The sequence below is a fragment of the Aquihabitans sp. G128 genome, from assembly GCF_019048865.1.
Classification (GTDB): Bacteria; Actinomycetota; Acidimicrobiia; order Acidimicrobiales; family Iamiaceae; genus Aquihabitans.
Genome location: NZ_CP077604.1, coordinates 1,366,928 through 1,381,498, shown reverse-complemented (window position 1 = coordinate 1,381,498; position 14,571 = coordinate 1,366,928). Strand labels below are relative to the sequence as shown.

Sequence of the window (14,571 nt, the reverse complement as noted above, 5' to 3'; positions counted from 1 at the left end):
CCAACCGCGAACCGACCGTCGGGTCAAGCCGTTCGACCTGACGCCCCGTCAGGTCGGTGACGGGCCCGTCAGCGGCGCTTGTGCTTCTGCTCGACCGCTTCCTTGCCGATCTTGCCGAACTGGCGGTTCGCCCGTCGGTAGGCCAACGGGTCCGACCGCAGCGCAGCCGACGCCGCCTCCGCCTCCAGGGCCCGCCAGTTGGCGAGCCGCTTGGCGTCGAGGGTGCCGTCCTCCACGGCTGCCCGCACCGCGCAGCCCGGCTCGGTCTCGTGGGCGCAGTCGTTGAACCGGCACTGCTCGACCAGCTCCTCGATGTCGGGGAACGTCTCGGCCACCGCCTGGGCGTCGGCGAACGTGCCGACCTCGCGGATGCCGGGCGTGTCCACCAGGACCCCGCCGCTCGCCAGCAGGTGCAGCTCGCGCGACGTGGTGGTGTGGCGGCCCTTGGAGTCGCCGGCCCGCACGTCGCCCTCGGCGGCCACCTCACCCGCCACGAGGGCGTTGACGAGGGTCGACTTGCCGGCGCCGGACTCGCCGATCAGCGCGACGGTGCGGGTGCCCACCCGAGCCAGCAGGTCGTCGATGCCCCACCCGCCGCGGGCCGACAGCGTGACCACGTCGAGCGCCTCGTCCACCTCGGCCACGGTGACCTCGGCCAGCGCCGGCACCTCGGGCCCGACCTTGTCGGCCTTGGTGAGCACGACGATCGACTCGGCCCCGGCGTCGTTGGCGAGCGTCATGGTCCGCTGGATGCGGCCCAGGCGGACCGGTCGGTCGAGCCCGCACACGATGAGCACGACGTCGACGTTGGCCACCAGGGCCTGCTCGCCCTCGCCGCCGGCGGCGCGCCGGCGCAGGAGGGAGTCCCGGGGGGAGGGTGGCCTGGGGCGTGCGGTGGCGGTCGAGCACCACCCAGTCGCCCACCGCGGGCGGGAGCGCCACCGGCGGACCGAACATGGCCCGGACGGGCCCGTCGGCCAGGGCCACCATGAGGCCGGCACCGTCGTGGCGGATGACGCGGCCCGGCTGCGGCTCCACGACGTCGAGGGCGGCGGGGGAGGCGAGGAAGTCGTCGTAGCGGGCCGACCAGTGGTCGTCCCACCCGTAGGCGGACAGGGGAGGTACCGGGGTGGTGCTGGTGTTCACGAGGAGACCTTCGGTGCAGGCGCCGAACGCGGGCGCCGAGCGGGCACGGGGGTTCGCGCCCGGACCGAGGTGGCTACGAGCGCGCGGTGGAGGTGGAGCGAGCGGCAGACATCGGCTTCATCCTCCTGGCGGCTCGGCGATCGGAACCCGGCCACGCTACCGGCCACGGCAGAGCCGGGGAAGGGAGTTGGCTCGCGGCGCCCGGCGTCCGTAGCGTCCACGGCGTGCAGGTCATCCACGGCAGCGGTCCGTGCCCCACCCCGATGGACCCGAGCGTGGTCACCATCGGCGCGTACGACGGCGTGCACCTCGGCCACCAGGTGGTCATCGGCCAGGTCCGCCAGCTCGCCGCCGCGCGCGGCCTGCAGACCGTGGTGGTCACCTTCGACCGGCACCCGGCCACCGTCGTCCGGCCCGAGTCGGCGCCCCGCCTGCTCTGCGACCTGGACCAGAAGCTCGAGCTGCTGGCCGCCACCGGGGTCGACGCCACCTACGTCATCCGCTTCGACGCCGAGCGGGCCGCCGAGACCGCCGAGGAGTTCGTCGACGACGTGCTGGTCGGCTGCTTGAGCGCCCGCGCCGTGGTGGTCGGCGAGGACTTCCACTTCGGCCACAAGCGCGGCGGCGACGTCGCCCTGCTCCACGAGATGGGCGCCACGCGCGGCTTCACCGTCGAGGGCCTCGGCCTGGTGGGCCCCGACGGCGTCGAGGCGGTCGAGAACGTGTCGTCCACCGCCATCCGCAAGCGCCTGATCGACGGCGACGTGGCCGCCGCCGCGGCGCTGCTCGGCCGGCCCCACGAGGTGCGCGGCACCGTCGAGCACGGCGACAAGCGGGGCCGCGAGCTCGGCTTCCCCACCGCCAACCTGGTGATCCCCGACGAGATCCAGCTCCCGGCCGACGGCATCTACGCCGGCTGGTTCGAGCGAGCCGACGGCACGGTGCACGCCACCGCCATGTCGCTCGGCCACCGGCCCACGTTCTACGACCGGCCCCAGGGGGCACCGCTGCTCGAGTGCAACCTGCTCGACTTCGCCGGCGACCTCTACGGGGAGGCGGTCAAGGTCCGCTTCGTGCAGCGGCTCCGGGGCGAGGTGCGCTTCGACGGCGTCGAGCCGCTCGTCGCGCAGATGCAGGCCGACGTCGCCCAGACCCGGGCGCTGCTGGCCACCTGACGCCTCCGTCATGGGATGGTCCGGCGGGGGTCTGCCCGTGGGACAGACTTCCGAGGAGACGCTGGTGTTGGGGACGAGGGGCACGGACATGGTGAGCAGGCGCAAGAAGGGGGCCACCTCGCCGTCCGCGGGGGCGCCGGGCCGGTTGGACGTCCTCTCCTCCGACACCACCACGGGCTCGGTCTACGGGCCCGGCCCCGACACCGTCGCCGGCGAGCTGCCCCGCTTGGCCCGCCACCAGATCTCGCTGGCCGACGGCCACCGGGTGGGCGTGTCGGTGTGCGGCCGGGGCGTGCCGATCGTGCTCATCCACGGCTTCACCGCCGAGGGCATGCTCTACGCCCAGTGCCTCAGCCGCATCGTGGCGGCCGGCTTCAAGGTGGTGGCCATCGACTCCGCCAGCCACGGCTCCACCCAGGGCCTGCCCACCGGCGGCGCCGACTTCGAGGAGTACTCCAAGCTGGTGGGCCGGGTGGTCGACGAGCTGGGCATCAAGCAGGCGATCTTCGCCGGCCACTCCATGGGCGGACGCCTCGTGACCGAGCTGGCGGCCCGCGAGCCCGAGCGAGCCCTCGCCGTGATCCTGCTCGACGCCATCGTCGGCGAGCCGTGGGACCGCATCGTGGCCCTCAGCCGGTTCAACCCGTTCCTGCTCGCCGGGGTGGGGGCCATCCTCATGGCCGACTCGCTCAGCACCGTGCCCTTCGTCCGCGACCCCCGCCAGGCGCTGAAGTTCGGCCACCTCGCCATGCCCACCTTCGCCCACCACGTGCGCCACCCGCTCCACCTGGCCGGCCCCGGCATCTCGATCCTGCGCTCGAAGTCGTCCAAGTGGATGCTGCAGAAGCTCGGCGCCGCCGGCGTGCCGGTGGTGGCCATCCACGGCGATCGCGACATCGTGGTCCCGCTCGCCACCGCCCGCAGCGCGGCCAAGCTCTCCGGCGGCATGGTCGTGGTGGTCGAGGGCGGCACCCACTCGTGGCTGCTCAAGGACCCCGAGACGCTGCCCGCCATCCTGCGCCAGATGTTCGACCACCCCGACAGCCGGGCCGCCCGGGACCGCGACTTCGCCAAGGTGGGCCTGGCGCCCGACGCGCCGATCGACGAGATCGAGGCCGCCTTCTACGACGAGGACGCGGTGGTGCTGGGCCTCACCCCGCCGTTCGACCCCGATGCCATCGTCCCCGGGCCGCGCAAGCCCCGGTACCGCTGGCACGTCGACGTGCCCGGCTGAGCCCGTCCGGACTTCACACGAACGGGGGTTCGCCGCTAGCGTGGTCGACCGTGCCCATTCGGGGCACATCCGCTCGTCACCAGGCAGCCGTGCGCTGCGGGCCCTCGAGCCGGGTCAGACACCCAAGAGGACAACCCCACCTTGTCAGAGATCATCGATCGCCAGAAGCCCACCGTCATCGAGGAGCACCGCCTCCACGAGTCCGACACCGGGTCCCCCGAGGTGCAGATCGCCCTTCTCACGAAGCGCATCAACCACCTCAACGAGCACCTCAAGAAGCACAAGAAGGACCACCACAGCCGGCGCGGCCTGCTGATGCTGGTCGGCCGTCGTCGCAACCTGCTCGACTACGTCAAGAACAACGACGTCGAGCGGTACCGGACGATCATCGCCACCCACGGCCTGCGCCGCTGAGGTAGCAAGCTCTGCCACGAGCGGCCCTTCGGGGCCGCTCGTGGGGTTTTCCCATGGCTTCGGCCGCGGGTGCAAAGCCCACCCGGCGGCGCGTGCCGCCACGCAAGACCACAACCCCGGCGGTCCCATCGCCGGTCAGTTGTCAGTCGCCGATCGCTCGTCCCGCTCCGGGGCCGGGAGGTCACCGACTGGGAGCTGGCCATCCGGGATCGCCTTCACGGAGCAACCGTGCTCCAGAGGAGAAAACCATGGCTGAAGCCATCACCGTGTCCGCCCCCATCTCGGGGACCGACAAGACCCTGACCCTGTCGACCGGGACGTTCGCCCCGCAGTCGCAGGGCGCCGTCGTCGCCCGCCTGGGCGACACCCAGGTCCTCTCGACCGCCAACGGCGCCAAGGAGGTCCGCGAGGGCACCGACTTCTTCCCCCTGACGATCGACGTCGAGGAGAAGGCCTACGCCGCCGGCAAGATCCCCGGCTCGTTCTTCCGCAAGGAGGGCCGCCCGTCGGACAACGCCGTGCTCGTGTGCCGCCTCATCGACCGGCCCCTGCGCCCGTCGTTCCCCAAGGGCTACCGCAACGAGACCCAGGTCGTGATCACCGTCATGGGTGCCGACCAGGTCAACCCCTACGACGTCATCGCCATCAACGCCGCCTCGGCCTCGCTGATGCTGACCGGCCTCCCCTTCGAGGGCCCCATCGGCGGCGTGCGCCTGGCCTACTCCCAGGAAGGCGAGTGGATCCCGTACCCGACCTTCGAGGAGCAGGACGAGGCCACCTTCCAGATCGTCATCGCCGGCCGCGAGGTCAACGGCGAGATCGCCATCATGATGGTCGAGGCCTCCGGCACCGAGAAGGCCTGGAGCTACTACGAGGACGGCGCCCCCAAGGTGACCGAGGCGGTCATCGCCGGCGGCATCGAGGCCTCCAAGGTCTGGATCGCCGAGTCCCTCGCCCTCCAGAACGAGCTCGTCGCCCAGGCCGGTCGCAAGCCGGCCATCGCCTGGGAGAACCAGATCGACTACAGCGACGAGGTCGAGGCCGCCGTGGCCGCGGCCGCCGGCTCCAAGCTGGACGACGCCTGCAAGATCACCGACAAGACCGAGCGCAACGCCGCCACCGACGCCGTCAAGGCCGAGGTCGTCGCCGCCCTCACCGGTGAGGGCGGCTCCCTCGAGGGCCAGTCCCGCCAGGTCAAGAGCGCCTTCAAGGAGCTCACCAAGTCCATCATCCGCCGCCGGGTGATCGACGAGGGCGTCCGCATGGACGGCCGTGGCGTCACCGACCTCCGGCCCGTCTCGGCGCAGGTCGGGCTGGTCCCCACCGCCCACGGCACCGGCCTGTTCCAGCGGGGCGAGACCCAGGTCTTCAACGTGCTGACCCTGGGCCTGCCGAAGATGGACCAGATGCTCGACACCGTCGACCCGGTCACCAAGAAGCGCTACATGCACCACTACAACATGCCGCCCTACGCCAACGGCGAGACCGGCCGCATGGGTGGCACGAAGCGCCGCGAGGTCGGCCACGGCATGCTCGCCGAGCGGGCCCTGCTGCCGCTCGTCCCGAGCCTGGAGGAGTGGCCCTACGCCCTCCGCCTCGTCTCCGAGGTCATGAGCTCCAACGGCTCCACCTCCATGGCGTCGGTGTGCTCGAGCTCCCTGTCGCTGATGGACGGTGGCGTGCCGATCAAGGCCGCCGTCGCCGGCATCGCCATGGGCCTCATCTCCGAGGGCGACAACTTCGTCACCCTGACCGACATCCTCGGCTCCGAGGACGCCTTCGGCGACATGGACTTCAAGGTCGCCGGCACCAGCGAGTTCGTGACCGCCCTGCAGCTCGACACCAAGATCGAAGGCCTCCCGGCCGAGGTCCTGGCCAAGGCGCTCGACCAGGCCAAGGTGGCCCGGCTCGAGATCCTCGAGGTCATGAACGCCACCATCTCCGCCCCGCGAGACGGTGGGCGCCTCGGCCCCGAAGATCATCAGCTTCGAGATCCCGATCGACAAGATCGGCGAGATCATCGGCCCGAAGGGCAAGGTCATCAACGCCATCCAGGCCGAGACCGGCGCCGACATCTCCGTCGACGACGACGGCATGATGGGCACCGTCTCCATCGGCTCGTCCGACATGGACAAGGTGGCCGAGGCCGAGCGCCAGATCCGGCTCATCCTCAACCCGCCCACCGCCGAGGTCGGCGCCGTGTACCCGGGCCGCGTGGTGAACATCACCAAGTTCGGTGCCTTCGTCAACATCCTCCCGGGCCGTGACGGCCTGGTCCACATCTCCAAGATGGGTGGCGGCAAGCGCATCGAGAAGGTCGAGGACGTCCTCGAGCTGGGCCAGCAGATCGACGTGAAGGTCGACGACGTCGACCCCAACGGCAAGGTCAGCCTCACCCCGGTCACGCCCCTCGTGCCCGCCGGCGGCGGCGGCTCGTCCTCGTCGAGCGATCGCCCCGAGCGGTCGGAGCGCCCCGAGCGGTCCGAGCGCAGCAGCAGCACCAGCGACGACGCCCCGGCGTCCTCCGGCCCGGCCCGCGAGGCCGTGTCCTTCGAGGACTCCTTCGACGCCGAGATCCGTGAGGAGTTCGGTGACCTCGGTCCCGGCGCCGAGCGCCCGGCCGGCGGTGGCGGCGGCGACCGTGGCGGTCGCTCCGGTGGCGGCGAGCGTCGTGGCGGCGGTCGCCGCGGCGGCGGCCGTCGCTGAGCACCAGCAACCCTCCGGCCCCTCGCGCTGAGGTGCCGGACCCGTAGTGGAGCAGACGGTCCCGGTCGCACGTCGACCGGGGCCGTCGCCCTTTTCCGGGCCGCTCGCCGGCCCGACCCTGGAGACGAACCGCGCTGTGACCATCGAACGAACCGACCTCCCGTCCGGCCTGACCGTCGTCACCGAGGACGTCCCGGGCGCCCGCTCGGCCAGCTTCGGCTGCTGGGTGCGCGTGGGCGGGCGTGACGAGGTGGCCGAGCTGGCCGGCGCGTCGCACTTCCTCGAGCACCTGCTGTTCAAGGGCACCGAGGAGCGCAGCGGGCGCGAGATCTCCGAGGCCATCGAGGCCGTCGGCGGCGAGCTCAACGCCCACACCGCCCACGAGCACACCGCGTTCTACACCCGGGTCCCGGCGGCGGCGGCGGCGGTCGGGCTGGACCTGCTGGCCGACGTCGTCACGTCGCCGGCCTTCGACGAGGACGACGTCGAGTCCGAGCGCCAGGTCATCCTGGAGGAGCTGCACCTCGCCGAGGACGAGGGCGACGACCGCGTGCTGTCGCTCGCTCACGAGGCGCTCTGGGGCGACCACCCGCTGGGCCGCGAGGTCCTCGGGTCGCTCGAGACCATCGACGCCATGGAGCGCGAGGCCATCGCCGGCTTCTTCGATCGCCACTACCACCCGGCCAACCTGGTGCTGGTGGCCGCCGGCGCCGTCGACCACGCCCAGGTGGTGGCGGCGGGGGAGCGGTTCCCGGCTCGCACCATCGGCGAGCGGCCGGCCCGGGTGGCCCCGGCGGTGGCCACGCCCGTGCAGCGCACCGCGCTGCTGCGCCGCCCGCTGGAGCAGGCCCACGTGGCCGTGGTCTGGGACGGCATCGCCGCCGACGACCCCGACCGCTACGCCCTCAGCGTCTGCAACCAGATCCTGGGCGGCGGGCTCTCCAGCCGCCTCTTCCAGGAGATCCGCGAGGAGCGCGGCTTGGCGTACTCGGTGTTCTCGTCGTTGGCGTCCTACAGCGACGCCGGTTCGGTGGTGGCCTACGCGGGCACCAGCCCCGAGCGGGCCACCGAGGTCCGCGAGCTGATCCTCGAGACCGCGGCGGGCATGGTGGCCGGTGGCGTGACCGAGCGCGAGTGGGAGGTGGCCCTCGGCTACCTGGAGGGCGCGTCCCTCCTCGGCCTCGAGGACTCCGGCAGCGTCATGGCTCGGCTGGGCAACCACGTCTGCGCCAAGGGCGAGGTCATCCCGCTGGAGAAGCAGCTGGCCAAGCTCCGCGCCGTCACCCGGGCCGACGTGCACGCGGTGGCCGAGCGCCTGTTGGCCGCCGAGCCCGCCGTCTGCGGGGTCGGCCCCCCTCACCGACCACGACCTCGGCGGCTGACCGCTCCTGCGGCAAGGCGGCCCGGGGTGGCTACTCGCCGGTGGTGCCGTCGAGCAGCTCCCGGAGCACGTCGAGGTGGCCGAGGTGGCGAGCGGTCTCCTCGATGAGGTGCAGGTAGACGAAGCGCAGGCTGAACTCCCGGCGTGACGTGTCGGCTCCGATCTCGTCCAGGTCGCGCCCGGCAGCGATCTCCCGACCGCGCTGGCAGGCCGCCTCGTAGCGCTCGACCTGCAAGGCCAGCGGCTCGTCGTCGACGGTGTGGAACTCCCAGTCCCGATCGGCGTCCCAGTCGACGCCGGCGTACCAGTCGGCCTCCGGCAGGCCGGCGAAGTCCTCGGCCCACCAGCTGTCCTCCACCAGGGCCAGGTGCTTGACCAACCCGGCGATCGACGAGGAGGAGCGCAGCGGCGTCGCGGTGGCCACGTGGTGGCTGGCGTCGGCCACCTTGGCCACCACGCCGGCTCGGTACCAGTCGAGCATCGCCTCGAGCATGGCCCGCTCGCCGGACGTGTGGAACCCGGCGGGCATGGGCCGGAGGCCGGTGTCGACCGGCTCGGACTGGTCGGGCCGCTCGGCGCTCGACCGCTCCACGCAGAGCTCGTTGCCCTCCGGGTCGGCCAGCACGGCCCAACCGGTGCCGTCGGGCTTGCGGTGGTCGTCCACGAGGGTGGCGCCCAGCTCCAGGAGGCGCTCCACCTCGAGGTCGCGACGGACGTCGGGAACCAGGTCGAGGTGCAGGCGGTTCTTCAGGCCCTTCGGCTCGGGGACGGGGATGAAGAGCAGGCCGGGGTGCAGGCCCCGGGGGTCGACGATGAGCGCCTCGGGGTCGTCGGGGTGGTTGGGGTCGTCCGGGTGGTCGGTGTAGCCGAGGACGGCGGCCCAGAAGCGGGCCTGGGTGAAGGGGTCGCGGCAGTCGAAGGTGAGGTGCCGGATGGTGCTCGTCACGAGGTGGGTGCTCCAGGGAGGGGTGGTCGGCCCGCCGGGCGGCAGGGGCCGGGGCGGCGCGCCGGAAGCGTCGCCGCCGGGAGGACGGGGACCCAGGCCGCAGCGGGCCGGCAGGTCGCGACCGTTCGGCCGGGACCTTATCGGCCGACCACCGGACGACCGGCGGGGTTTGGTGCCGCCGGTGGTCCGCGCCGCCCACGTCGTTGCGCCACACTGGCGGGACGGGCGCGACGGTGCGCTGTCGGACGACACAAGGAGCGGACCATGGGGTTCCTCGACAAGGTCAAGGCGCAGGCCGAGCAGACGCTGAAGCAGGGCCAGGACAAGATCGACGAGGTCCAGGCCAAGAAGAAGGCCGACGGGCTCCTGCGCGACCTCGGCGCCTGGTACTACGCCGGCCAGACCGGTCGTGACGAGGGCAAGGCACCCGGTGAGCTGGCCCGCATCACCGCCGAGCTCCAGGCCCACGAGGCCGAGCACGGCGAGCTGGGCGGCAAGGACGAGCCCGAGCCGCCGGCCCCGCCTCCCCCTGCCCCGGCCGAGGCGCCCGCCCCACCGTCGGGCCCGCCTCCCTCCAGCCCGCCGCCGCCGCCGACTCAGCCGCCGGCGCCCCCCGGTCCGCCCGGGCCGCCGTCGCCCGGTGAGCCTGGCCCGCCGCCCGCACCCCCGGTGCCGCCGTCGCCGGGTGAGCCCGGACCGGTCCCACCGCTCGAGGTGCCGCCCATGCCCACCGCCCCGCCCGTGGTGCCGCCGACGATCACCGACGCCGGCGGCCCGCCCGCGCCCAGCGCCTGATGGCGATCACCGTCGGCGTGTTCGGCGCCGCAGGGAAGATGGGGGCCACCGTGTGCCGGGCCGTGGCCGAGGACCCGGAGCTGGAGCTGGTGGCTGCGGTCGACCCCGGCGCGGCCGGTGAGCCGCTGCGCACCGTCGCCGGCCTCGACATCGACCTGGAGGTGGCCGGCAAGGCCGAGCACCTCGGGGAGCGGCCGCAGGTGATGGTGGACTTCACCCACCTGGAAGCAGCTCGCCGCAACCTGGCGTGGTGCGCCGCCGAGGGCGTCCACGCCGTGGTGGGCACCACCGGCTTCACCGACGAGGACCGAGAGCGGTTCCGGGCCACCTTCAACGCGAGCAACTGCCTGATCGCCCCCAACTTCGCCATCGGCGCCATCCTCATGATGCGCTTCGCCGAGCTGGCGGCTCCGTGGTTCGAGACGGCTGAGGTGCTGGAGTTCCACCACGACGCCAAGGTCGACTCGCCGTCGGGCACCGCCATGCGCACCGTCGAGCGGATGGCCGCCGCCAGCAGCGACTGGGCTCCCGACCCGACCACCACCGACACCGTCGCAGGCGCCCGTGGGGGCGAGGGTGCCCCCGGCATCCACGTCCACGCCATCCGGATGCGCGGCATGGTCGCCCACCAGGAGGTGCTGCTGGGCACCACCGGCCAGACGCTGAGCATCCGCCACGATTCCTACGACCGCAGCAGCTTCATGCCCGGCGTCGTGCTGGCCGCGAAGCGCGTGGCCGACCACCCCGGCCTCACCATCGGCCTCGACGCCCTGCTCGACCTCTAGAGGGGCGTGCGGTGGACCGCCGCTCAACCCTGTGGGCCGCAGCCCTCGGCGGCGTGGGCCAGGCCGGGGAGCACCCCCAGGGCGCGGGTGGCTGAATCGGGGTCGGCGGCGACCTGCGGGCCGCGTTCGAGCAGGTCTCGCAGCGTCGCGGCGGCGTCGAGGGCCCACCGCGGCCGGCCCTCCACGCGATCGAGCCGGCCGGCGGCCGTCCGCCACGCCCGGCGGTCCTCGATCGAGATCATGGCGCTCATCAGCGGGAGCCGGTTCGCCTCGTCAGCAGGCTGGACCACCTCGTAGACGTGAGGCTGGCGCTCGGCCCAGCTGGCCACGTCTTCGGCGGCCGCCGGTGAACGGGTGACGACCTGGACGCTCGTGGGCAGGTCGGCCGCCGTCACGTTGGCGAGCATCCGGTCGTTGCCGGCGAAGAGCCGCTTGAACTCGGCGAACGTGTCGTCTCTGTCGACGAGGAGCACAGTGACCACGCCGGGACGCCGGCGGATGGAGGCTGCGAGGGGCTCGAGCCGGTCGGGGGTGGCGGCGTCCAGGAACACGATCACCACGCCGCTCCCCAGGGAGCGGAAGCCGCTGGCCAGCGCATCGCCCACGGTCGGTCGAGGGTTCTCGTCATCAGCCAGGGAGGCCGGCGCCGCCACCTGCAGCACGGCGCACGCCTCGAGCGGAGCCCTGGCGGCGTCGACGTGGCCCCCGCTTCCCGAACATGCCGCCAGGAGGGCGATGGCCGCCGTTGCGCCTCCTGCCAGTCGTCGTGCTCGCCTCACCGCCGCCTCCGTCGCTCGGCCGCACCACCGCGGCGGAACCGGTCGGAGACGCTACCGCTCCGGTTCGTCGTCGACGGCGTCTTCGAGGCTGGCGAGGTCGTCGAGGCTCGAGGTGCCGGAGCGGTGCTGCCACCAGAGCCCGCCGGCCACCACGGCCACGCTGAGCGCCACGATCGGCGCCCGGTGGTCGCCGATGAACCCGACGACGTCGGCGATGTAGGTGGAGAACACGTCGCCGACCTGGGCGAAGATCCAGAGGCGCACGAGGGTCCCGGCCACGGCCAGCACCATGAACCAGATGAGCGAGAAGCCGGCCGAGCCGGCGAGCAGGCACACCACGTTGTTGGACGTGATGGCGATGACCACCCAGCCGTAGCGGCCGAAGTGGCGCTCGACCCAGCGGATGGCGCCGGCGCCGCGCGTGGACCGGCGCTCCGCCCAGCCGACCGCCCGGTCGCCGTACCAGCCGCCGATCAGCCAGACGAGCGGCTTCGTGCACAGCAGCCGGAACGTGCCCACCAGGTAGTAGGTCCACGGGTCCAGCTCGTTCACGGTGAGCACGAGGTACCGCGGCTTGGCGTTGAGCAGGATCATGGTGAGCGGGTGGCGGCCGAGGAGCAGCCCGCTGAGGGCATCGCCCAGGTAGCCCAGGACGATGGTGGTGGCGATGATCCCGAACGTGGCGTTGCGCTGCCACGGCGTCGGCGGCTCCAGCCGTCGGGTGCGGACGGCGGCGGTCACCGGCTCACTCGTGCTCGGCGATGTCTTCGTCCAGGTGGACCAGGTCGCTGATCCCGTCCCGGCCGCCCTTGCGGTCGAGGAGGAAGGTGGCCCCCACGAGGACGACCGAGAGGGCCAGCAGCGGCCAGCGGTACTCGCCGATGAAGCCCTTGAGCGACCCGAGGGGACCCTCGAACGCGCTGCTGAAGGCACGGATCAGGGCGAGGCGGACGATGGTGCCGAAGACGTTGGCGAGGGCGAAGGCGCCCCACGACATGCCGGCGGCACCGGCGAACAGGCAGACGTAGTTGTTGGGAGCGAACGCCACGATCGGCAGGCGGGCCCGGTCGAACCAGGTCTCCAGCTGCCGGATCACCTGGCCGTAGGCGGGCGCCTTGCGCTCCATCCAGCGGATGGCGGCGTCGCCGTACCACCGGCCGAGGAGGAAGAACAGCGGGTCGGGGCCCACCAGGCGCAGGAAGCCGACCAGGTAGTAGGACCAGGCGCTGAGCCCGCCGGAGGCCAGGGCCAGGTTCCGGTTCTGCGCGTTCAGCCCGATGAAGAGCAGCGGTCGGTCGTTGACCAGGACCGACAGGAAGATGTTGCCGAGGTTGGACGCCACCACGAAGGCGATGAGCAGGCCCACCACCACGTTGCGCGCCGCCTTGCTGGGCGGGCCGGGGTGGGTCCTGGCGGGGCCCGCGGTGGGCTCGGGGTGGGGGAGCGCAGCCTCGGACAAGGGAGACAGCTTGGCAGGCGACGGCGGTGGGCCCGACCCGCCAGCCCCGCTGCGTGCGCCGGTCGACCCAACTAGGTTCGCTGCACCGCCCACCGAACCAAGGGGATCCACCGCCATGCAGGGCCTGATGCAGGACTACCCGCTCACCCTCCCGATGCTCTTCCAGCGGGCCGAGCAGCTGTTCCCGAACAAGGAGATCGTCACGGCGCTGCCCACCGGCCGCGTGCGGATCACCTACGGCGAGTGGGCCGAGCGCACCCGCCGCCTGGGCGGCGTCCTCGACACCCTCGGCATCTCCGCCGACGGCCGCGTGGCCACGTTCGCCTGGAACACCGCCCGCCACCTCGAGCTCTACTTCGCGGCGCCCTGCAGCGGTCGGGTCCTGCACACCCTCAACCTCCGGCTGTTCCCCGAGCAGGTCACCTACATCGTGAACCACGCCGAGGACGAGGTGATCTTCGTCGACAAGACGGTGGCCGGCCTGCTCTGGCCGCTGCTGCCCACCTTCACCACCGTCCGCCACATCGTCGTGACCGACGACGGCGGCCCGTTCGACACCACCGCTGCGGTACCCGCCGGCATGGAGGTCCACGACTACGAGGAGCTGCTGGCGGCGGCGTCGCCGGTCGAGTGGCACGTCGAGGACGAGGGCCAGGCGGCATCGATGTGCTACACGAGCGGCACCACCGGCAACCCGAAGGGCGTGGTCTACAGCCACCGCTCCACGGTGCTGCACACCATGGCGGCCCAGTTCGCCGACGGCTTCGGCGCCCGGGAGTCCGACCGCATCTTGCCGGTCGTGCCCATGTTCCACGCCAACGCCTGGGGCCTGGCCCACGCCGCGGTGGCCTGCGGTGCCGAGCTGATCATGCCCGGCCCGGACCTGAGCCCGGACGGCCTCGCCACCCTCATCGAGGAGGAGCACGTGACCGTCGCTGCCGGCGTGCCCACCATCTGGATGGGCGTGCTGCCGGCGCTCAAGGGTCGCGACACCTCGGCGCTGCGGGTGATCCCGTGCGGCGGCTCGGCGGTGCCGAAGGCGCTGTCGGAGGCGTTCCGCGAGCAGCTCGGCCTGCCGATCTACCAGGCGTGGGGCATGACCGAGACCAGCCCCGTGGCCACCGTCGGCTCCATCAAGAGCACCTTCGCCGACCGGCCGGAGGACGAGCTGGCCGACGTCCGCGCCCTGCAGGGCCTGCCCCTGCTCGGCGTCGAGCTGCGCATCCAGGACCAGGAGACCGGCGAGCCGGTGCCGTGGGACGGCGAGAGCCGCGGTGAGCTCCAGGCCCGTGGGCCGTGGATCGCCAAGGAGTACTACGACGACCCCCGCTCGCCCGAGTCCTTCACCGACGACGGCTGGCTCAAGACCGGCGACGTCGCCACCTTCGACGCCGAGGGCTACCTGCGCCTCGTCGATCGCACCAAGGACGTCGTGAAGTCCGGCGGTGAGTGGATCTCGTCGGTGGAGCTGGAGAACGAGATCATGGCGCATCCCAAGGTGGCCGAGGCCGCTGTGGTCGGCATGCACCACCCCAAGTGGCAGGAGCGCCCGGTGGCGTTCGTGGTGGTGCGCGAGGGCGAGCAGCTCGACAAGGCCGGCGTGCTCGAGTTCCTCGACGGCCGCATCGCCAAGTGGTGGACCCCCGACGACGTCGTCTTCATCGACGAGGTCCCCAAGACCAGCGTCGGCAAGTTCTCCAAGAAGGACCTCCGCGACCAGTTCAAGGACTACGTCATCCCCGAGGCCTGAA

Annotated in this window: 12 protein-coding genes and 1 pseudogene; 8 read left to right on the top strand and 5 right to left on the bottom strand. The window is 72.5% G+C overall.

Annotated elements, in window-relative coordinates; genetic code table 11:
* Positions 1-68: 68 nt before the first annotated feature.
* Positions 69-815, bottom strand: a complete 747-nt coding sequence (gene rsgA, locus KSP35_RS06495) for a ribosome small subunit-dependent GTPase A (RefSeq protein WP_254127015.1) — start codon at positions 813-815, stop codon at positions 69-71.
* A gap of 555 nt (positions 816-1,370) precedes the next feature.
* Here rsgA and KSP35_RS06490 point away from each other — a divergent pair.
* The 5 genes and pseudogenes from KSP35_RS06490 to KSP35_RS06470 all read left to right on the top strand — a co-directional run bounded on the left by KSP35_RS06490 (position 1,371) and on the right by KSP35_RS06470 (position 8,164).
* Positions 1,371-2,321: a bifunctional riboflavin kinase/FAD synthetase gene (locus tag KSP35_RS06490; RefSeq protein ID WP_217000064.1), complete on the top strand. Its 951-nt coding sequence runs from the start codon at positions 1,371-1,373 to the stop codon at positions 2,319-2,321.
* An 88-nt stretch (positions 2,322-2,409) separates the two neighbouring features.
* On the top strand, positions 2,410-3,555 hold the full coding sequence (locus KSP35_RS06485; protein WP_217000060.1) for an alpha/beta fold hydrolase: 1,146 nt from the start codon (positions 2,410-2,412) through the stop codon (positions 3,553-3,555).
* Positions 3,556-3,705: 150 nt separating this feature from the next.
* A complete protein-coding gene (gene rpsO / locus KSP35_RS06480) occupies positions 3,706-3,969 on the top strand; it encodes a 30S ribosomal protein S15 (protein WP_217002145.1) in 264 nt (87 codons plus the stop codon).
* A 248-nt stretch (positions 3,970-4,217) separates the two neighbouring features.
* A pseudogene (locus tag KSP35_RS06475) lies at positions 4,218-6,675 on the top strand (polyribonucleotide nucleotidyltransferase).
* Positions 6,676-6,811: 136 nt separating this feature from the next.
* Entirely contained in the window at positions 6,812-8,164 is a 1,353-nt protein-coding gene (locus KSP35_RS06470; protein ID WP_217000057.1) for a pitrilysin family protein, read from the top strand.
* Here KSP35_RS06470 and KSP35_RS06465 read toward each other — a convergent pair.
* The gene (locus KSP35_RS06465) at positions 8,088-9,002 is read right to left on the bottom strand and encodes a DUF664 domain-containing protein (RefSeq protein WP_217000054.1); all 915 of its coding nucleotides are present in this window, start codon (positions 9,000-9,002) and stop codon (positions 8,088-8,090) included. The two genes, KSP35_RS06470 and KSP35_RS06465, sit on opposite strands and share 77 nt — an antisense overlap.
* A 264-nt stretch (positions 9,003-9,266) precedes the next feature.
* On the opposite strand from KSP35_RS06465, the gene KSP35_RS06460 reads away from it, so the two are divergent.
* Both KSP35_RS06460 and dapB read left to right on the top strand, forming a co-directional pair.
* Positions 9,267-9,797: a hypothetical protein gene (locus KSP35_RS06460; protein WP_217000051.1), complete on the top strand. Its 531-nt coding sequence runs from the start codon at positions 9,267-9,269 to the stop codon at positions 9,795-9,797.
* Positions 9,797-10,582 carry a 4-hydroxy-tetrahydrodipicolinate reductase gene (gene dapB / locus KSP35_RS06455; RefSeq protein ID WP_217000048.1) on the top strand — a complete coding sequence of 262 codons (786 nt, stop codon included), beginning with the start codon at positions 9,797-9,799 and terminating at the stop codon, positions 10,580-10,582. The genes KSP35_RS06460 and dapB overlap by 1 nt, the downstream gene beginning before the upstream one ends.
* Before the next feature lie 23 nt (positions 10,583-10,605).
* On the opposite strand, the gene KSP35_RS06450 is transcribed toward dapB, so the two are convergent.
* The 3 genes from KSP35_RS06450 to KSP35_RS06440 all read right to left on the bottom strand — a co-directional run bounded on the left by KSP35_RS06450 (position 10,606) and on the right by KSP35_RS06440 (position 12,820).
* Entirely contained in the window at positions 10,606-11,244 is a 639-nt protein-coding gene (locus tag KSP35_RS06450) for a permease-like cell division protein FtsX (protein ID WP_217000045.1), read from the bottom strand.
* 168 nt (positions 11,245-11,412) lie between these two features.
* The gene (locus tag KSP35_RS06445) at positions 11,413-12,102 is read right to left on the bottom strand and encodes a DedA family protein (protein WP_217000042.1); all 690 of its coding nucleotides are present in this window, start codon (positions 12,100-12,102) and stop codon (positions 11,413-11,415) included.
* A 4-nt stretch (positions 12,103-12,106) separates the two neighbouring features.
* Positions 12,107-12,820 (bottom strand): DedA family protein, encoded by a 714-nt coding sequence (locus tag KSP35_RS06440; protein ID WP_217000039.1) that lies wholly within the window; start codon positions 12,818-12,820, stop codon positions 12,107-12,109.
* Between the two features lie 115 nt (positions 12,821-12,935).
* Here KSP35_RS06440 and KSP35_RS06435 point away from each other — a divergent pair, with 115 nt between their 5' ends.
* Complete coding sequence (locus tag KSP35_RS06435) at positions 12,936-14,570, top strand: long-chain fatty acid--CoA ligase (RefSeq protein WP_217000036.1); 1,635 nt, start codon at positions 12,936-12,938, stop codon at positions 14,568-14,570.
* The last annotated feature ends 1 nt before the right edge of the window (position 14,571 follow it).